This window comes from Akkermansiaceae bacterium, from assembly GCA_024233115.1.
Taxonomy (GTDB): Bacteria; Verrucomicrobiota; Verrucomicrobiia; order Verrucomicrobiales; family Akkermansiaceae; genus Oceaniferula.
This window is the reverse complement of record JACKQB010000003.1, coordinates 234944-254613: the sequence shown is the minus strand read 5'-3', so window position 1 is coordinate 254613 and position 19670 is coordinate 234944. Positions and strand designations below refer to the sequence as shown.

Annotated in this window: 16 protein-coding genes; 8 read left to right on the top strand and 8 right to left on the bottom strand. The window is 55.6% G+C overall.

Features of this window, described 5'->3' with window-relative positions; translation table 11 throughout:
* Window positions 1-261: 261 nt before the first annotated feature.
* Window positions 262-903 carry an HAD-IB family phosphatase gene (locus H7A51_08995; GenBank protein MCP5536354.1) on the bottom strand — a complete coding sequence of 214 codons (642 nt, stop codon included), beginning with the start codon at window positions 901-903 and terminating at the stop codon, window positions 262-264.
* Window positions 904-933: 30 nt separating this feature from the next.
* Window positions 934-1416: a phosphoribosyl-AMP cyclohydrolase gene (gene hisI, locus H7A51_08990; protein ID MCP5536353.1), complete on the bottom strand. Its 483-nt coding sequence runs from the start codon at window positions 1414-1416 to the stop codon at window positions 934-936.
* Window positions 1417-1616: 200 nt separating this feature from the next.
* On the opposite strand from hisI, the gene H7A51_08985 reads away from it, so the two are divergent.
* Genes H7A51_08985 through H7A51_08975 form a run of 3 tightly spaced genes read left to right on the top strand, consistent with a single transcriptional unit; the run spans window position 1617 to window position 4971 of the window.
* Entirely contained in the window at window positions 1617-3872 is a 2256-nt protein-coding gene (locus H7A51_08985) for a carboxy terminal-processing peptidase (GenBank protein MCP5536352.1), read from the top strand.
* A gap of 44 nt (window positions 3873-3916) precedes the next feature.
* Window positions 3917-4609, top strand: a complete 693-nt coding sequence (locus H7A51_08980; protein ID MCP5536351.1) for a YggS family pyridoxal phosphate-dependent enzyme — start codon at window positions 3917-3919, stop codon at window positions 4607-4609.
* A 59-nt stretch (window positions 4610-4668) separates the two neighbouring features.
* Complete coding sequence (locus tag H7A51_08975; GenBank protein ID MCP5536350.1) at window positions 4669-4971, top strand: DUF971 domain-containing protein; 303 nt, start codon at window positions 4669-4671, stop codon at window positions 4969-4971.
* On the opposite strand, the gene H7A51_08970 is transcribed toward H7A51_08975, so the two are convergent.
* Genes H7A51_08970 through H7A51_08960 form a run of 3 tightly spaced genes read right to left on the bottom strand, consistent with a single transcriptional unit; the run spans window position 4968 to window position 7879 of the window.
* A complete protein-coding gene (locus H7A51_08970) occupies window positions 4968-5168 on the bottom strand; it encodes a hypothetical protein (protein MCP5536349.1) in 201 nt (66 codons plus the stop codon). The genes H7A51_08975 and H7A51_08970 overlap by 4 nt on opposite strands.
* Before the next feature lie 24 nt (window positions 5169-5192).
* Window positions 5193-6515 carry a sigma-54-dependent Fis family transcriptional regulator gene (locus tag H7A51_08965; protein MCP5536348.1) on the bottom strand — a complete coding sequence of 441 codons (1323 nt, stop codon included), beginning with the start codon at window positions 6513-6515 and terminating at the stop codon, window positions 5193-5195.
* Window positions 6512-7879, bottom strand: a complete 1368-nt coding sequence (locus tag H7A51_08960; GenBank protein ID MCP5536347.1) for a HAMP domain-containing histidine kinase — start codon at window positions 7877-7879, stop codon at window positions 6512-6514. The genes H7A51_08965 and H7A51_08960 overlap by 4 nt, the downstream gene beginning before the upstream one ends.
* Window positions 7880-7989: 110 nt before the next feature.
* Here H7A51_08960 and H7A51_08955 point away from each other — a divergent pair, with 110 nt between their 5' ends.
* Window positions 7990-10098, top strand: coding sequence for a TonB-dependent receptor (locus H7A51_08955; GenBank protein ID MCP5536346.1), 2109 nt, complete (start codon window positions 7990-7992; stop codon window positions 10096-10098).
* 180 nt (window positions 10099-10278) lie between these two features.
* Here H7A51_08955 and H7A51_08950 read toward each other — a convergent pair whose 3' ends face one another.
* The gene (locus H7A51_08950; GenBank protein ID MCP5536345.1) at window positions 10279-13218 is read right to left on the bottom strand and encodes an insulinase family protein; all 2940 of its coding nucleotides are present in this window, start codon (window positions 13216-13218) and stop codon (window positions 10279-10281) included.
* Window positions 13219-13692: 474 nt separating this feature from the next.
* Here H7A51_08950 and H7A51_08945 point away from each other — a divergent pair, with 474 nt between their 5' ends.
* The 4 genes from H7A51_08945 (at window position 13693) to sucD (ending at window position 17539) form a co-directional block, all read left to right on the top strand.
* Window positions 13693-14538 carry a polyphosphate polymerase domain-containing protein gene (locus tag H7A51_08945; protein MCP5536344.1) on the top strand — a complete coding sequence of 282 codons (846 nt, stop codon included), beginning with the start codon at window positions 13693-13695 and terminating at the stop codon, window positions 14536-14538.
* A 60-nt stretch (window positions 14539-14598) separates the two neighbouring features.
* A complete protein-coding gene (locus H7A51_08940) occupies window positions 14599-15306 on the top strand; it encodes a DUF4956 domain-containing protein (GenBank protein MCP5536343.1) in 708 nt (235 codons plus the stop codon).
* Window positions 15307-15421: 115 nt separating this feature from the next.
* Complete coding sequence (gene sucC / locus H7A51_08935) at window positions 15422-16615, top strand: ADP-forming succinate--CoA ligase subunit beta (GenBank protein MCP5536342.1); 1194 nt, start codon at window positions 15422-15424, stop codon at window positions 16613-16615.
* 33 nt (window positions 16616-16648) lie between these two features.
* Window positions 16649-17539: a succinate--CoA ligase subunit alpha gene (sucD, locus tag H7A51_08930; GenBank protein ID MCP5536341.1), complete on the top strand. Its 891-nt coding sequence runs from the start codon at window positions 16649-16651 to the stop codon at window positions 17537-17539.
* Between the two features lie 61 nt (window positions 17540-17600).
* Here sucD and mgtE read toward each other — a convergent pair whose 3' ends face one another.
* Both mgtE and H7A51_08920 read right to left on the bottom strand, forming a co-directional pair.
* On the bottom strand, window positions 17601-18989 hold the full coding sequence (gene mgtE, locus H7A51_08925) for a magnesium transporter (protein ID MCP5536340.1): 1389 nt from the start codon (window positions 18987-18989) through the stop codon (window positions 17601-17603).
* A 70-nt stretch (window positions 18990-19059) separates the two neighbouring features.
* Complete coding sequence (locus H7A51_08920; protein MCP5536339.1) at window positions 19060-19650, bottom strand: HAD family phosphatase; 591 nt, start codon at window positions 19648-19650, stop codon at window positions 19060-19062.
* Window positions 19651-19670 lie beyond the last annotated feature (20 nt).

Below are 19670 nucleotides of genomic sequence, written 5' to 3'. Positions count from 1 at the left end.
AACCCAAAATCGGGGGACTTGCCCCGGGCGGCACGCTTTTTATCGATTGTAGATAACTTTTTGGTCAACTCGGAATAACTTCCGATCGGTGGATGTAACCTGTTGATACATAATGGGCAAGTCGGGCGACTTTGTTCAGAAGTCATCTGAATAACCTGTGAATAACCATCACAGGATCAGCCTGCAACGTGGCTGGGTGCAACGGGTGTTTGGGTCCGAAACCCCTGCGTGGGCAGCGGTCGGCCTCAGATGCCAGGGCGGCTACCCAGCCTCGATCAGCGGCGGGATGGCCTCCAGTGATTTGACAAAATGATCCGCCTCGGCGACAACCCGCTGGCGGGCGGCATAACGCCCAAAACCGATGAAGGTATCGACCTCGCCCTGGGTCTCGAGGTCCGAGATACCATCGCCTACCATCACCACACGTTCGGGGGATAGTTCGGTTTTGAGCCGGGCGATGATTTCCGGTTTGCCACCGTTTCGGGTCGGGGGGGCCGAAGCATCGAAGCCCTGATAGCTGCCATCGTCGTTGAATTTGAGGGGGACGGCTTCGATCCGGTCAATACCCAGGTGTTTTGCCAGGGGTTCGATCACCTGGGTGAAGCCGCCCGATACGATCACGATGTCCCATCCTGCCGCGCGAAGTCTTTCCAAAGTCGCCATCGCCGTTGGCTCGACATGCTCGATGTAGAGCTGTCCGACCTGCTTGCAGGTGGCGAAGTCAGGCTGGATGATGTCGAGCCGGCGTGCAAAGATCTCGTCGATCGCCACCTCGCCGTTCATCGCGGCATTGGTTAATGCTTCGATCTCGGCAAATGTCTCCGGTCCCCGCACGCGGGCCAGTTCATCGATCCCCTCAATAGCGGAAAGCGTCGAGTCGCAGTCGAAAACGATCAGTTTCATGGGCAGTTTGAAAATTGGAGTAGATAAACCTCAAGACTTCTGTCCGTAGACCGCATCCGGGTCGAAGGTCAGGTCGGTCTCGGTGAATTTCAAGGCTGCCGGATTTTTGCCGCTGGCGAGGTCCACTGAGCGGTAAAAGCAGGTGCTGCGGCCCGTGTGGCAGGCCCCGGCGCCGATTTGCTCGACATAGAGGATCAGTGCGTCCTGGTCGCAATCGGTGCGGATATCGACAATTTTCTGCACATGTCCAGAAGTGGCCCCCTTGTGCCAGAGTTCCTGTCGGCTGCGGGAATAATAAACAGCTTCACCGAGTTCGAGTGTCATCAACAAGGATTGCTCATTCATATAGGCGAGCATGAGCGGCTCCTTGGTGGCGGCATCCATCGCCAGCGCCGGAATGAGGCCGTCGGAGTCGAATTTGGGTGCGAAGACGGGTTGTTCCTCAATGGCTTTTTTATCGTCGCGGGAAGCAAAGGTAATGGTTGATTCGGCAGGGGAGATGTCATTTTCCATGCGGGGGGGTTTAGCATGTTGTACAGCCCTGTCGAGTCCCGGTAGCTCGAAGTTCGCGAATAAAGTGTCGATCAGCTCGAAAAATCGCGGGAAATGGATAGACAAACGACTCGATTGGGGTGATTCTTTGCAAAGTTGCTCACACAAAAAATGGCGCGCAGCCAAGCTGTCATCCTATCTATCTGTCACCACAATTATCCATGAAGAAACATTCCCTTCTCAAAATCCTCGCCAGTGGCTTTATCGTTGCCATGACTTCTGTTTCCTGTGTCGGAGCGAAGACTGATTTCAACGAGGTCGGCAAGCAGATGGTGATCATGCTGCGCAACAGCCATTACGAGCGTTATGCCTTCGATGAAAAATTGGGAGCCAGGTTCTTTGATACCTACATCAATTCCCTTGATGGGAACAAACAGTATTTTCTCGCCTCGGACGTGGCTGGGTTCCGTAAGAAATATGGCACCAACCTGCACCAGCTTCTGCTGGATGGCAAATGCATGACACCCGCCATCGAGATTTACGGTGTCTACCGTGCCCGCGCCAATGCCCGTATCAAATACGCCCAGGACCTGCTCAACCATGAGGGCGCATTCACGTTTGATAGTCATCGCAAAATGATGATCAGCCGCAAGGACGCCAACTGGCCCGCTACTGAACAGGAAGCCAAACAAATCTGGCACGACCAGGTGGAACAGGCTTTGCTGAGCGAGCTGCTGCGCCGCGAAAGCATCCATGAACTTGCTGAAAAACAAGGCAAGGCCGATCCGATGATCAATAAAAAGGCACCGGGCGAAATGATTTCCCTCCGCTTCAAGCGTATCCTGCAGGGGATAAACACCGCGACCGAAGAGGATATCGCGGATGAATTTTTCAGTGCCATTGCCAAAAGCTATGACCCGCATACCGATTATTTCAGCATGTCGGAAATGGAGAGGTTTATGTCGGGCATGCAAAACTCACTGGTGGGAATCGGTGCCATGCTTCAAGCCGAGGACGATGGTGCTACCAAGATCACAGGGATTGTGGTCGGGGGGCCTGCGGATAAAGAGGGCTCCTTGAAACTCAACGACCGCATCGTTGGTGTCGACCATACCAATGCCGGCACTGAAGAGGCGATGGTGGATATTATGTTTGAAAAGCTGGACCGGGTGGTCGACATGATCCGTGGCAAGGAAGGTGTCGAGGTCCGGCTGAAAGTCGAACCTGCCGACGGTGCCCCGGGGGAGGTGAAGTTCATTGTGATCAAGCGCGGGACCGTCGAGATGAAAGAGGCACTGGCGAGCGCTGAAATCATTGAGATGGCGCGCCCCGATGGCAGTAAGCGGCGGCTCGGATTTATCACGCTGCCGTCGTTTTATGCCGATTTCCAGGACTGGAAAACCCGCTGCTCGATTGATATTGAGAAGCTGTTAAACCGGTTGAAGGCAGAAAAAGTGGAGGGTATTATCCTCGATCTCCGTGGTAATGGAGGAGGCTCCCTGGAGGAAGTCCGCAGGATGACGGGCTTTTTCACCGGCCGTGGCCCTGTGGTGCAGGTGAAGAATCATCTGGGCCGCATCGAGGTCAAGGATTCCTCGCATCGCAACCCGATTTATAACGGGCCGATCGTGGTGATGATTGATAAGACCAGTGCGTCGGCCAGCGAGATTCTCGCCGGTGCGCTGCAGGACTACAATCGTGCCGTGATTGTAGGGGACACATCCACCTTTGGTAAAGGCACCGTCCAGCAGCCGATGGAAATCCGCAAGATGATGCCCTTTATGGCGGATGCACGCCGGGCAGGTGTCTTGAAGCCCACGATCCAGAAGTTCTATCGTGTTGCAGGCAGCACGACCCAGTTAAAAGGCGTTGAGTCTGACATCGTCCTGCCCTCGTTGTATGATGCCTACGAGGTGGGTGAAAAATACCTCGATCACGCCCTCGCACATGACAACATCAAACGTGCTCCCGGTTTCCGTGAACTGAACCGTGGTAATCTGTTTCTCCCCTTCATCAAGGAGAACAGCCTCGCACGGGTCAATCAGTCCAAGGACTTCAAATACATTGCGGAAGATGCTGAGAGAATGATCGAACGCCGCAAGGAAAACGTCATTTCCCTCAACATGGATACCCGTAAAAAGGAGTTGGCCGAGGCCGAAGAGCGTAAGGATGCCCGGAACACGGAACGACGCAAACGCTTTGGTGGCCTCGCCGAGCAGGACAGCAAAACCTTCCGCTTCTTTCGCTTGAACCTCGAGGATGTCGAGCTGCCCAAGCTTGAGGAAATCGACCCGGAGAAGGACAAGGAAAAATTCATGCGCCAAGCCAAAGACGGTGTTGCCGATCTGGATGATACTCCCGATTGGCCAAGCTCCCTTGATCCTGCAAAGCGTGAGAGCATTCATATTCTTGCCGACCTCGTGGAGGCCACCGAACGCGCCCGCATGGCCGGTGCCCTCCAGAACAACAACGGCTAGTTGAGTTGTCCGTGGTGTCACGGCCTGAACCTCAGTAAACTACCATGGGCGACGGAATTGCGGCGAACCTTGCTGGCGTAAAGCAACGCATCGACGAAGCGGCCGTGCGTTCCGGGAGATCCGGGGATGCCGTGGAATTGCTGGTTGTTTCAAAAACCTGGCCCGCAGAGACCGTCGCCGAGGTGGTGGCCGCTGGACATTCGAGTTTTGGTGAAAACAAGGTACAGGAAGCCGAGGCGAAAATCCCCCTGTTGCCGGACCGACTTCACTGGCATCTCATCGGCCATCTACAGCGCAATAAGGTGCGTAAGGCGCTTCCTCTGTTCCGGACGATCCATAGTATCGACTCGCTCAAACTGGCTCGTTACACCTCTAACATATCAGGAGAGCTGGGCAAGAAACCCGACGTTTATCTGCAGGTGGATTTGGCAGGGGAGGAAAGCAAAAACGGCTACGCCGTTGATACATTGCGCTCCGACCTTGATGGGCTGTTAGGACTCGAAAACCTGTCCATTGTCGGGCTGATGTGTATTCCACCCCTTGCCGCGACTCCAGAGGACGCCCGGCCATGGTTCGTCAAACTCAGGCAACTCCGCGACGAACTCGAGACGCGAGCGGGTCGATCATTTCCCGGCCTCAGCATGGGGATGAGTGGTGACTACCAAGTGGCTGTCGAAGAAGGTTCCACCATCGTCCGCGTCGGCTCGGCGGTTTTTGGCTCCAGAACCTATGCCTGAAGCGCTTTATTCACCCTGCTTGAATGTGAGCGCCCTAATCCCTATTTCCTAACACTAACATGTCAGCTCTCACCCTTCTTCAAAATGTCGTCATCGGCGATGAACTTGCCCTTGCTTGGAGTGATGGCCAGGAAAACTTCATCAGCCTCAAGAAGCTACGCCAGTCGTGCCCCTGCGCCGTCTGCCAGGGTGAGCCCGATGCCATGGGGCGGGTGCTGAAACCCAAGGTCATCCACACCGAGAAAAGCTTCAAGGCCCTGCGTATGCACAAGGTCGGTGGTTATGCCCTGCAAATTGCGTGGGCAGATGGGCATAGTTCCGGTATCTACCCTTACGATTTGTTACGAAACCTGCAAGGTTAGGAAAGCTTGGTTTTTGAAAGGGGGTGTATGGCCGCAGGTCCGTCGACGTTGGCTATTGATCGATCCGGCCACCCCACTGTGACACCCTGGCTTTCAAAGTCGTAGCTAAAGTCGGCGATCCAACTCCGGACAGCGTGGACCATACCGATGCCATCAGGGTTGGCGCAGCCGGTGACCTCTGGCTCACTGTGGGCCATGGCATGGGAGGGGGCTGGTTGTTTTTACAGCTCACCCAGCTTTTTCCTGAGTGTTGATCGATTCATGTTGAGGCTGTTAGCGAGTCGGGACTGTTTATGGTCAAAGCGTTCCATGAGAATATGTAAGAGACGTCCTTCGAGTTCCCCGTGCAGTTCCTTGTAGCTGGGCGGATGTTCGGGGGAATCCAGTTTCTGGGATACCCAGCTCATCAGGTGGGTTGTTAACGGGTCTGTGGGCTGCCGCTGTTGCTGGTCGAAGAAATGGGGCGGTAGGTGGTGGGGTTGGAGTATTCTGGACTCCGTGTGGGTGTGAACGAGGTAGCTTACCAGGTTGCGCAGTTCGCGCAGGTTCCCCGGCCAGGGGTACTTTTGCAGCGTTGCGATGAGTTCCGCCGATAGCTCGCGTGTCCGGCTGGTATCGAGCTCCCCGAGGAAGTAGGATGTCAGGGCGGGGATATCCCCCGGCCGGTTTCGCAACGGAGGCAGGTGGATTTCGAGGACTTGCAGGCGGTAGTAGAGGTCCGGGAGGATGCGGTTGCTGAGGGAGTGTTGATAGAGGCCATCGTCGTCGACCGTGACAAGAAGCCGTGGTGCCTGCCCTTGCAAATTGTCGAGCGTGATCAGGAGCTGCTGTTGGCTGGCGACAGGCAAACGTGCCAGGTTCTTGATCAGCAGGGTGGACCTGGGGTTTTGGATCAGGTGGGTTGTGATTTCCTCGGGTTTCGTCTGTGGTGTGGCGATGAATAGGGCGCTTTTACGAGGGGTGGTATGGGCTTGGATCAGTTGGGCGACGTGGCTTTTGCCGGTGCCGGCCTCGCCACGGATGACAACCGGGTCCGAGTTCGTGCAGGCCTGGGCAATGCGTTGGAAGACTTTGAGCATATTGTCCGAGGCGCCAATCAGCGGTGGACTCAGGGGCGCATTCCCTCTGTTGGATGGATATTGCCCGGATGTCTCCGCGGTGGGAGGCTCCTGACTGTATTCGGTGAGGAACGCTTCCAGGGAGTCAAAGTCGATGGGTTTGTTGAAAAAATGGGTGGCTCCAAGTTTACGCGCAGCGATGGCATTTTCGAGATCCCCATGCGCACTAATGATGGCTGTGTGTGTTTGTGGCGGGATGATCTTTTGTTTCAGCAAATCGAGTCCATGGCCGTCGGGGAGCCCGATGTCGAGGAGGATGAAATCGAAGGGTTGGTTGGTTGACGCGTGTTGTTCGTTGATTGCCTGGCGTGCCCTGGCCAGGGTGGGGGCGGTGGTGGGCCGCAGCTTGCAGCGCTCTGCCAGAGCTGAGATGGCGATACTCAGCGAGCGGTTGTCTTCGATGATCAACAAGGTTTTTTGCTTCATGGTGAGGTGGGTGCCGATGTTCCTGATTGGGGGAGCCTGCCGGTGACCAAGGCGCCGCCACTGCTTGTGTTCCGTGCCTCCAGGCTGCCTCCGTGCGCCCGGATGACCTCCTGGACCAGAGTCAGCCCCAGCCCCATTCCACCCTCTCGTTCGGAGTAAAACGCCTCTCCAAAATGGGCAAGCGCCTGGGGGCTGAAACCCGTGCCCTGGTCGCGCACGGAAAAAACAAGATCCTCGCCATCCTCCACCAGGGTCAGGGTGAGTTGACCACCTTCGGGCATGGCGTGGATGCTGTTCGAGATGAGATTGCGGAAAACGAGTTCCATCCGTTGCGCATCGCAGTTGAGTATCAGCTTCCCAGGGAAATCGATAGCGACCGTGACCGCGTGAAAGTCGAGGATGGGTTGGAGTTTTTTGAGCAAATGCCTGACGATGGCGGCGAGATCGTTGGGCGACTGCAGTGTGCCCTGGGGTTTGGCAACAAAGAGCCACTGGTCGACCAGGGAGACGATCTGCTCACCCTCTTCCTGGATGAGGGAGCCGATGGGATTGTCCTCGTGTTTCTCAAGTGCCTGACCGTGCATGATGATGCTGGCGGCCGGGTTTTTGATTTCGTGGGCCAGGGAGGTCGTGAGCTGGCCGAGCATGGCAAGGCGTTCAGCGCGTTGGCGTTTTTGTTGTTCCTCAATCAGCTGATGCCTGCTTGAAACCAGTTCGCGTGTGAGGATACCGATTTCATCCCGCTGCTCCAGGAGGGATGTTGGCAGGTCGAGTTCTGTATCACTCGGGCTGTCCTGGAGTGCCGTGACAATTTTCCCCAAGGGTCTCACCGTACTGCGTGACAGGATGAATGCCGCACACAGGGCGAGTAGCAGCCCCGTGACCATGGGCGGGGCCAGGCTGGACGCTTCGAACTGGCTCCAGGCGGGGATCGGCTCGAGTGCGACGAGCGCCTTGTCGGATGCATTGGCAATGGAGAATGCCACAGCTTGCTGGCCATCCAGTTCCAGGACGTTTCCAGGGTTTGCCAGTGCCTGTCTGGCGAGTTGCAGTTGGGCGTCACCCAGGGCAACCGGAGAAATGAGCCTGCCCTGTGGCCCGGACAAGAGTATGGTGCTACCTGTCGTCGTCGACAGATCGTTACAAAGTCGGGCGGTCAGCGGCAGGGAGAGTTTTTCGAAGAGTTGCGCGTTTGACGAAGCAATGGATTTCAGTCGGCTCCGGTGCCGTTCCTTTTCAATCTGGTGTGCATTGTAGAGGAAAAGAAAACCGGCGATGACGATGAGCGCGACCAAAGGTAAAATAAGGCGGCGAAAAAGCCCACCTTGACTGAAGCGGTAGCGAGCCGCGTTTCCGGTTGTCATGGATAGTTTTCATACACCGGAAATGGATAAAAACTATCCAAAAATGAAACTTTGAACAAAAAACATCAAACAGCTTTGTGTCAGGCACTCGTTGTAAGTAATGAACGGTCATGGATACCACAAAAAAATCACGCATTTGGCGGTCAATCGGAGCCTCTGTGCCTGTGCTGTGCAGTGTCGGCATAACATATGCAGACCAGCTTCCCGAGACGGTGATCTCGGCGAGCAGGACGGAAGAACTGCTGAAGGACTCTCCCTACAGCGTCGCTGTGATCGGGGCGGACGAGCTATTGGCCGGAGCGATCCGGACCTTGCCCGAGGCTTTGAAAAACACACCGGGGGTGATGATCCAAAAAACAACCCACGGCCATGGCTCACCGTATATACGTGGTTTTACGGGGCGACACAACTTGCTGCTGGTCGATGGTGTCAGGATCAATAACTCCACCTTCCGCAGTGGCCCGGTGCAGTACTGGAACACGGTGGATAGCTCTGCGATCGACCGACTCGAACTGGTCAAAGGACAGGGGGCGGTGCTCTACGGATCAGATGCGGTGGGTGGCACGCTGAACACACTCACCCGGTCATCGCGGTTCCGCGCATTTGGGGATGGATGGTTTAATGAAAACACAGCGAGCTATCGATTTGATACCAATAGCCGGAGCCAGGTCGGGCGGCTTGAAAGCGCCTTTGGCCAAGGTGGCAAGTGGGGGATTCTGCTGGGGGTGACCACCAAGGATTTTGGCGACATCAAAGACTCCGCCGTAGGGAGGATGAAAAACACCGGCTACGATGAACTCGATCTGGATTTCCGCTTTGACCTCGCTATTTCCAAGGAAACCACACTCACGCTCGCACATCACCTCGTTGACCAGGATGATGTCTGGCGGTGGCACTCCACCATCTACAACCCCGGCTGGAATCACGATGGCCACGCTGTAACAGCTGGCAGCTATAACGCCCGCATTTTCGACCAGGAACGGTCACTGACCTATCTGAAACTCGCTGGCGGGACAGGCGAGGGATGGTTGAAACAGTGGTCGGCAACCTTGTCCTATCAGAAATCCCAGGAATCGGAATTCCAGGATCGCAGCCCGACCGATATCAGGCAGCAAACCACCGATGTGCAAACATGGGGGCTTGGCTTGCAAATGGAATCGGATCTCGGTGCCGGAAGCCTGCTCTATGGGCTGGACTACTATCACGACGAAGTCGATTCATGGGGCTCTCGCACAGGCAAGGATCCCCGGACACAGCGCCCGGTGGCAGACGATTCAACTTACGACTTGTTAGGAGTTTTTGCCCAGTACCGATGGACCCCGCTCGTTCGCTTGCCCAAGCTGGAAACCACTCTCGGCACCCGCTACACCCATGCCGATGCCCATCTCGGAAAAAACTATGATGCATCGTCGGCTCAAGACCTCTCAGCCGACAAGGATTGGAACAACTGGGTTGTAAGTGGTCGGGCACTCTATCACCTCAACGACTGCTGGAATCTGTTTGCCGGTGTATCCCAGGGCTTCAGGGCACCTAACCTCAACGACCTCAGTGGAAACCTGACCAGTCGATCCGGCCTGACATCGTTAGGTTCGTTGGATTTGGAGCCTGAGAAATTCCTGACCTACGAACTGGGTGGTCGGTATGAAACAGACCGCACCCGTCTCATGGCATCCGTTTATTTCACTGAAATCGAAAGTGTGATCACCGGAGTTCCTGCCACTGCGGGCAGCAGCACCAGCGTTACCACCAACGGCCAGGACGGGCAAGTTTACGGAGTGGAAGCCCAGGGGGAGTTTGATCTAACCGACAACTGGCAGTTGGCGCTTCAAGCCTCGTGGCAAGAGGGCGACACGCGCTCCAGTACATTCGTCGGTGGCCCTGAATCGGAAGAATACATTTCCCGTCTCGCGCCTTTGATGGGCTCCCTGTCGTTACGCTGGACCCATCCTGGCGAGCGGTTCTGGATTGAAGGCCGGGTCAGCGCAGCGGCGAAAGCGGATAAGCTATCCCAAAGCGACCAGGGAGACACCCAACGCATCCCGACCGGAGGAACTCCCGGCTATGTCACCGCCTCCCTCTACGCAGGCTGGCAAGCCACCGATGACCTGCTGCTAACACTCGGTCTGGAAAACCTCACCGATGAAGACTACCGCATCCATGGATCGGGGCAAAACGAGGCAGGCATGAATGCCGTCCTCGGCGCGAGGCTGAAGTTTTGATGCCACTTTGAACCGCCCTGCTTTGGATCTGTTCATGACATATCTACCGCCAGCGAAGCATTGATGACTCGACGGCCATGGAGAGGTGTTGGTGGATTGCAGTAGTTTGGCCCATTGGACTACAAAAAACAACCCACAGCCGATCGCTCAAGCTGTGGGTTGGTGAGATGATGTGGGTTTTTACTCGCCCTTGTTTTCCACGGGGATGATCTCGAAGCGGAAGGTGTTGTCCTTGCCGAGGTATTGTTTGGCGAGGGCGTTGATTTCCTCGAGGGTGACTGCCTTGTAGTCGGCGTCGCGTTGGCGTGCCCAGTCGAGACGGTAGGGTTGTTCCTGCGACTGTAGCATCACGGTGCCGAGCCAGTAGGAGTTCTGACGCAGTGTCTTCGAGAGTTCGCTGATCTTGGGAGCGAGGGCGCGGTTGAGCTCGTCCTGGGTGCATCCTTCGGTGGCCAGCTTGTCGCCGATTTCGATGATGATCTTGCCAACGCGTTCGGCTTGATCCGGTTTGCCGGGGCTGTAGGCGAGCATGTAGCCAAGGTCCTTGTAGGTATCGCTGGGCTGGAATCCTGCGCCGGGGCTATAGGCTTCACCGAGTTCCTCGCGGATCTTCTCGCGCATGCGGTTAGAGAGGATGGAGCTGAGAACCCCCATGCGGCGGGTGGTGCCGATGGAGGCCTCGTCGAGACCTGTCGACTTCCAGACAACCAGAGCCAGCCCTGTTGGGATTCTACTCTCAAAGGTGTATTGTTTCTCAAGCGGTGGGGTAGGAAGATTGGCCAGCGTGCGGAGGTCGGCATAATCGGGTTTGCTGTCCGCGCGTTTGGGAAGAGCCCCGATCGTACGAGCGAGGATGGGCATGACGGTATCGATATCGAGATCGCCCACGATGGAGAGTTCCAGATAATCATTCTTTAATGCGGGGGCCACCCATGACCTCACATCGTCGGTGGTGAGTGCGGTGGCTTGCTCAAGGGTGGGGAAGATGAAGCGTGGATCATTGCCCCGGAGCAGGGCACTCATTTTTGCCTGTGAGCCGGCGGGGGTGTGCTTCATCTGCGAGTAAATGGCGGGCAGCTGGGCCTTGAACATCCGTTCTCCTTCGGGACGGAGGCCGGGGTCGGTGAGGTAGGCACAGAGGAGTTGGAGCTGGAGTTCGAGGTCCTCTGGTGTTGTTGTGCCGGACAGATCAAAGGAATCCTCGCCCACTTGGAACTGAATACCGGCGTTACGGCCAGCGAGGATGCGTTCGAGATCGTCAGCACTGTGTTTGCCGAGGCCGCCTGCCGAGAAAATGGAAGAAGCGAACATCTCGAGCCCGGGTTTATCCTTGGGCATGGTCAGCTTGCCAGCACCAACCCGGGTCGAGAGGGAGATGGAGTTTTTATCGAAATCGGTTTTCTTGATGTTGCAGCGACAACCGTTGTGGAAGGTCACCTGGGTGAAGTCGAGATCCTTGATGTGGACGTTTTTGGTGATCTGTCCGGCAGCCCCAAAGTCGGTGTAGGCAAAGCTGACAGATTCCTTTTTCTCGGGTGCCTTGACCGCGACGTTCTGGCTTTCTTTGTAAAGGTTGGCCAGCAGGGTGTCGGTATCAGGCTCTGCCGCATTGGTGGTAAGGACGAGGGTGATGTCCTCGGTGTCCCAGAAATCCTTGAGGGCCGCGTGGCAGGTCTCGGCGGTCACCGTGGAAATGTTATCGCGCAGGATGGCGAGGTCGTCCTCTGGAGTGGAGAACACCGCGTCGTTGTGGACGTGTTTCGCCAGCGATGATGCGAGGTCGTTGGTTTTGCGACTTGGGGCGGCCTTGACGGCCTGCTCGTAGGCGTTGATGAGGTTGGCCTTGACCTCCTCGAGCTCGGCGCTGGTGAACCCGTGCTGGATGGCGCGGCGGAGCTCTTGCTCCAGGACGGGCAGGGCGGCCTTCCAGTTGTGGTCCTTGGCGTTGACTGAGATACCTCCCAATTTGATGAATTTAAAGAGGTTCTGGGCATAGGCATCACCACCGGAGATAGGGGAATCCTCTTTTTTGGAGAGAATGGAGAAGCGGCGGGAAAGAATGGCGTTGGCCAGCGCCAGGGGAAGTTGTTCACCACGGTTTGCCTTGGTGTCGGCCTTCTTTTCGAAGGGTTTGAAAACATTGAGTCCAAGGTCGGTGGTGGCGACTTCCTTGTCGGCAAGCGTCAGGGTTTTGAAGCCGTGGTTACTGGGGATCGTGCCAAGCACCGGATCGGCGCCGAGAACGGAGGGGTTTTCCATACTCTCGAAGGTCGATATGATCCGCTTTTCCGCATCCTTGACATCAAAGTCACCGGTGTAAATGAAAGTCATGCGACTCGGGGCATAGTACTGCGAGTAGAAGTCGGTGAAGGCTGTGCGGGGAGCAGAGGTGATGATTTCCTCGGTTCCGATAGGGAAACGTTTGGCGAGCAGGGCATCCGGCAGCAGGGCATCAAACTGCTTTTCCATGAGTCGCATCTGTACGGAGTCACGGGAGGTTTTCTCGGCGATGATCACGCCACGCTCTTTATCGATTTCCGACTCCCGGAGGAAGGCACCATCACCGAAATCACGCATCACATCGAAACCCAGCTTCAGGGTGTCGGCTTTATTGTTAGGGAGGTCGAGCATGTAGACGGTTTCGTCAAACGAGGTGTAGGCATTGGCGTGCGCACCAAAGGCGATACCCAGGCGTTGCATCTCGGGGACGAGTTTGCTGGCGTCGGGGAAATTCTTGGATCCATTAAAAACCATGTGCTCAAGGAAGTGGGCGACACCCCGTTGATCGTCGCGCTCCATCAGTGAACCGGCGGCAATGTGGAGCCGCATGCTGACACGGCCCGGAGGGTCCTGGTTCGGCATGAGGATGTAGCGCATGCCGTTGGGGAGCCGACCGTAGGTAACCTTGGGATCGGATTTGATATCACTGTTTTCTTGTGCCCACGGACGGTCTTTGGCGGGGAGCTTGCCGGTGGCGGGCTCGGATAGTGCCGGCGAGGCCTCGGGTGCGGTGTCGGTCTTAGCGGCGGTCGGCTTTTCCCGACAGGATACGGTGAGCAGGGTGGATGCGCCAAGGACGGCGGCACCAAGCGATAAGATAAGGTGGTGTGGCAACTTCATGATGGAGTAATTTGACCACATAGCGGCAAGTGCCAAGCTCATTGTCTGAATTTATCAGCGCCACGGCAAAAAATCGGCACGTTCACGCGCGCGATCGACAAGGAGCTGTCTGGCGCAACTGACCGGGTATGGGCAGCCTTTTTTTATGCGCTCATAGATCGAGGTGAATGATCGGTGTAGCCATGGGTTTTATCGGCTGCGGGCAGGATGTGGATGTCATGATACGGTCGAGTTGACAGTGTGCGAAAAGCCAGGGTGATGCGCAATTGACCTTTGTAAGGATCGTGTAAAACTTTGACTATAATGTTGTCATGGGCGCTAGCGCGACTTAGTTTGCCACCGATCTCGCATAATAGAGTCGAGTAGTAGATCGCCTTATTGGGTAACACCGTTGAACAAAACAAATAACACGTGACGCTTTTGCGGTAACCGGGCAGCTATTTTCAACATCCATGTTCAAGGCCAACTGACCACATGTTTCACAGAGTTGACAGGACTGAGTTTAAATTCCTCATACCTCTAGGAATGAGGGATGAAGTCGTCGAGGAGGTGGAAAAGCACACTGGCTTCGACAAAGAAGCTGGAGGGAGTTCGCAATACCCGATTATCAGCCAGTATTACGACAACGCCCTGCGTGATTGCTACTGGGAAAAACAACGGGGGCAGAAAAGTCGGCGCAAGCTCAGGATCCGCGTCTATGGTTCTAACTGCGGTAAAATGCCGCCGACAACCTTTATCGAAGTAAAGCACAAGCACTACGGTCGCGGTGTCAAGCGTCGGTTACGTTTACCCATGGAGGATGCCCTCGAGCTTGCGGAAGGGGAGACATCAAAAATGCTTGTCGATGGAGGCAGGTTGTCACGATACGAGCGGATGGTGGTGGATGAAATCGTTGGTTTGGTGAAGAGCCGGGACTTTCAGTTCCTCTGCACCATGAGGTATGACCGACAGGCTTTTGTAGGGGGCGATGATGCTCCTGACCTTCGGGTTACTTTTGATACCGGCATAGCGTGTCGATTTGAGCAGCTTGATCTACAGGCCAACGATCAACGGTTTGAACACTACCTGATTCCAGACGACCAGTGTATCATGGAGGTAAAAACGAATACCGTGATTCCATACTGGTTACGCAACCTGATCGGGTCCAAAAAACTGGTGCGCCGCAGTTATAGCAAATTCTGCACCGCGCTTGAGAAGCATGACCCGGTTGTGCGGGAAGCTTTATACGGCCCCAATTCAGTTCCATTCCCCCGTCCAGGGGATGTGGCCGTTGCGCAACGATCCCAGGTGACGAAAGATAAAAGCAAAGCCAGACGCTAAAGGCGTGCAATACCGCTCGCAAGCATCATTCTGAATATCCACCCACGACAACTACAAACCATGTTCGCATTCCTAGACACCTTGTTCGATGGAGCATCAGCTTCCCCGGGACCCGTTGAAATCATCACCGCAGTGGCGGTGAGTTTGTTTCTCAACCTCTGCATCGCCCTGCTCTATAAAAACACCTACCGCGGAAAGCGTTATTCCCAGGACTACGTGCACACGCTGGTGATTATCGGAACGGTGGTCACTGTTATTATCCTGATCGTGAAAGGTGAGGGGGGAGGGCAGATCGCTTTTGGGATGTTTGCCGCCTTTTCAATTATTCGTTTCAGAAGAACGCTGGACCAGGCACGTGACCTGGCGTTTATTTTTATCTCCATGGCCACTGGACTCACTGTGGGGGCCCTGCCCCTGAATGATCTATGGCTGGCGGTCATCGTGCTGATGATTGTGGGGGTTGCTGTGTATATCATGGCGAAGCGGGATTTGTTTGCTCCGCGGCGGGTGAGCCATAATTTGCGTGTCAGGGTGACCAATGACATCAACTACGACGAGGCCTTCGCCCCTATTTTCGCCCAGTTCACCGATGAGGTGGAGCTTCGCAGTGTGGAGTCTGCCCAGGCTGGAATGATGACCGAGCTTCGCTATGGCGTGACTCTCAAGGATAGTACCAAGCTGGCTGATTTCATGGAAAAAATGCAGGTCGCCTGTGGTAACAACCGGGTGCTTTTGACCACCATGCGTGGTAATGAGTTAGGTGCTTGATAAGTAAACACGACAAGATACGAGAATAGACCCGAGCATTTGGTGATTCGTACCTTGACCCGGGGCGTTGATTTACCTAGCGTCCCGTCGTCCGCGTCAGATGGCGCATTATGTCATGAATATCCACGAGTATCAGGCGAAGGAGCTGTTTGAAAAATTTGGCGTAGCCAGTCCCAACGGACGGGTTGCGGGGACAGCTGAAGAAGCGGCAGCTGCGGCGCGTGCGCTCATGAAAAGCGGCAGCGGGAAATTGGTCATTAAAGCCCAGGTGCATGCAGGTGGCCGGGGGAAAGGCACCTTTAAAAATGGTTTTCAAGGAGGCGTTCACCTCATTGACTCCCCCGAGCAAGCCGCCGAGTATGCCGACAAAATGATCGGACAGACCCTGGTCACCAACCAAACCGGTGAGGAGGGCAAACTCGTCAGTCAGGTGATGATCGGAGAGGCTGTTGATATTGCGCGTGAACTTTATCTGGCCATACTGATGGACCGTGAAACCTGTCGTCCGGTCATCGTTGCCAGTACGGAAGGTGGGATGGATATTGAGGAGGTCGCCGAGAGCACACCTGAAAAAATCGTCCGCGAGTTCATCCACCCGTTGGCAGGCCTGCAAGGGTATGAAGTCCGCAAGCTGGCCAAGGCACTTCAACTCGATGGGGACCAGGCCAAGCAGTTTGGCAAACTCATCAAGAATCTCTACGACCTTTTCCTGAAGTGTGACTGTTCGATGGTGGAAATCAATCCGCTGGTGGTGACACCCGACGGCCAGGTCCTCGCTCTCGACGCCAAGTTTGGCTTCGATGATAACGCGCTCTACCGTCACCCAGATATCGTTGCTTACCGCGACCCCAATGAAGAGGACCCGCGTGAAGTGGAGGCCTCCAAGTTCGGCCTGAACTACATCGGTCTGGACGGCAACATCGCCTGCCTGGTCAATGGGGCGGGACTCGCCATGGCCACCATGGACATCATTAAACACTGCGGCGGTGAGCCTGCCAACTTCCTTGATGTGGGCGGGGGCGCAACCAAGGAGCAAGTATCCGCCGCCTTTAAAATCATTCTCGGGGACCCCAACGTCAAGGGTATCCTGGTGAACATCTTTGGAGGGATCATGCAGTGCGACATCATCGCCGAGGGGATTCTTGCCGCTGCCGAGGAAACCGCTCTCAACATTCCGTTGATCGTCCGGCTCGAGGGCACCAACGTCGCCAAGGGACGCGAGCTGATCGCTAACTCCGATCTCGACGTTATCACCGCCGAAAGCCTCAACGATGCCGCAGAAAAAGCAGTCGCCGCTGTGGCCGGCTGATCACCAATTACAAATCACAAATCACAAATCAGGATGTCAATCTTAGTAGATGAAAACACCAGGGTGCTCGTCCAGGGTATCACCGGAGGCTTTGGCGGCAAACATGCCCAGCTCAGTCTCGATTACGGAACCCGGATCGTCGCCGGCGTGACTCCCGGAAAGGGAGGGCAGGTATTTGGCGAGAAGACACCGGTCTATGACACCGTGGAGGAAGCGGCGAAACAAACCGGAGCCACGGTTTCCGCAATTTTTGTCCCCCCTCCATTCGCCGCCGATGCCATCCTGGAAGCCGTAGACGCACAACTTGATCTTGTGGTCTGTATCACCGAGGGGATTCCTGTCGCCGATATGATGCGGGTCAAGGAAATGATGGCAGGCAGCAAAACCCGTTTGATCGGTCCGAACTGCCCTGGCATCGTAACTCCCGGTCATGGCAAGGATTCCCATGGAGGATGCCGTATCGGCATCGCCCCCGGATACATCCACAGGCGCGGCAACGTCGGGGTTGTTTCCAGGTCCGGCACCCTCACCTATGAAGCCGTCTATCAATTGACAGAGCTAGGCTACGGCCAGAGCACGTGTGTGGGGATCGGTGGTGACCCGATCAATGGCACCTCGCATATTGATGTGCTGAAAATGTTTAACGATGACCCCGAGACCGAAGCGATCATCATGATCGGTGAGATCGGTGGTAATGCCGAAGCCGAGGCGGCTAGGTGGGCGAAGGACCACTGCTCCAAGCCGATTGCCGGATTTATCGCCGGTGCCACGGCACCTCCAGGACGCCGCATGGGGCATGCTGGAGCCATCGTTGGCGGTGCCGAGGATACCGCCGAGGCGAAAAAAGCCATCCTCCGCGAGTGTGGAATCAACGTCGCCGAAACCCCGTCGAACATGGGTAAAAGGCTTGTTGAGATGCTGTAAAAAGCAGTTGGATAGTCAATTTTTACCAGCGTTTCCTAGATATTGAGGGTGCTTTTTGCATCTAGAGTATCGCCTGCGCCGCCGTGAAGTAGATCACCATACCGGAAATATCGACCAGCGTGGTGATCGCGGGAGCCGCTACTACGGCGGGGTCGAGTTTGATTGCACGGGCTCCGAGCGGCAGCATGGCGCCGGAGAGGGTGGACGTCGTAATCTGGGCCGCGAGGGCGACCGATACCGCCATGGCGAAGGTGGTCATCTCGATACCATCCGGCAATTGCGGATTGAAGGCAGGGAGGATGGTGATGGTGATGATGGCGATGCAGCTTCCTAACAACGAGCCTAGCATCGCGCCCAGGGACAGTTCTTTGACGACGACCTTGGCCGTTGAGCCTGCTTCCAACTCGCCAAGGGACATGGCGCGAATGACCATGGTGGCCGCCTGCCCACCTGTGTTTCCCCCGGCCGCAACGACCATGGGGAGGTAGAGTGCCAGCAGGTAAATACTGCTGAGAACATGCTCAAAGCGCAGCATCACGTAGCCCGATAAAATAGCTAACAGGGCAAGGATGAGCAGCCAGGGAAAGCGGCGTTTGAAATGGGTGATGATCGCCGTGTTGAGGTAGGTTTCCTCGGATTGCTCACCCGCGATACCGGACATTTTCTCGATGTCCTCGGTCGATTCTTCCTCGAGGATTTCGATGACATCGTCGTGGGTGATGACTCCGAGCAAGCGGTCATATTCATCCACCACCGGAAGCAGTGTCATATCGTATTTGGAAAACATTTGTGCCGCCTCCTCCTGGTCGGTGCTGGCAAGAATGGAGAGGTCCACCTCTTCCATCACATCCTGGACAGGGGTGTCCCAGGCGTTGAAGGCCAGCTCCCGGAAGCGGATCTTTCCCTTCAGGATACCCGCATCATCGACGACATAGATACGGGCCAGTGATTCGGCGGAATCCTTGTGCTCGCGTAATACATCGAGCGCTTCCTTGACGGTCATGCCCAGCGACACCCTGGCGGCCTGTGTTGTCATCCGACCACCGGCGGTGTCCTCATGATAGCGCATCAGGCTGCGCGTTGTCTCCTGCTCCTCGGGATGAAGCATGGCGAGGTAGCGTTGACGCGCTTCGGGGCTGACATCTTGCAAGATGTCGGCCCGGTCGTCATCAATCAACCTGCCAAGGATTTCACGCTGACCGGAGATATCGAACCGCTCAAGGGTTTCCTCAATCAGGGTATCCGGGAGTTCGGCGAGGATTTCGGGAAAGCGTTCCAGGCTGATTTGGGTGGTGAAAAAGTCCCTGCCATCCTGATCGATGTCCTCAAACACCGTGGCGAGGTCTGCGTAGTGCAGGTCTTCCGCAGCAGCGTGAAACGCCTCGGCATCACGGGCTTCAATCGCTGTCTCCAGTGCCTCGATGTCCAATATTCTACTCTCCTCAGGCATGACTGTATGTAAACGCGATTAAGCAAAAACCAACTACCAATGTGAAATATATTGTGACGAAATAGCCTGACTATATCTGGGTGGACAGCCACTGGAGGAAGCGGTCATGTCGGTCTGCCCGGTATTCATGGCAGAGGAAGCCGGCATTTTTCCCGCCCGCAATGTTGGCCGGCAGATCGTCAATATATCCGGTTTTTCCAGGCGTTAGACCGTATTGCTTGATTGCCAGCTGATAGATGTCGGCTTCCGGTTTGATATGCCCGGTCTGGTAGGAAAAAACACCGCCGGTAAAACACTGGAATACCGGGTAGTTCTCCATCAGGTATTCTTTATGCGGGTTGTTGATGTTGGAAAACAGAATCAGCCGGTGTCCTTCCTGATGCAGGGATTCAATGCATTCCCACATCGGTGGGTTGGGCGAAAAAATATCCAGCCAGGCATCAATGAATTGCTGGTGACTACCGGCAAAGCCAAGCACCTCAGCCGCCCAGGGAAAATATTCGTCAGCAGCTACACGCCCCGCTTCAAACTCGTCCTTGCGTTCAAGTAAAGCATGCAGTCGGGCGTCTACGTTTTCAGTTCCCGATGGGATAAGGCGTTTCAGGGCGGGGAGAAAATCAACGCCGACGATGACGTTACCGATATCGAATAGGAAATCCATGGTTTGTGAGTGAGTGGGTA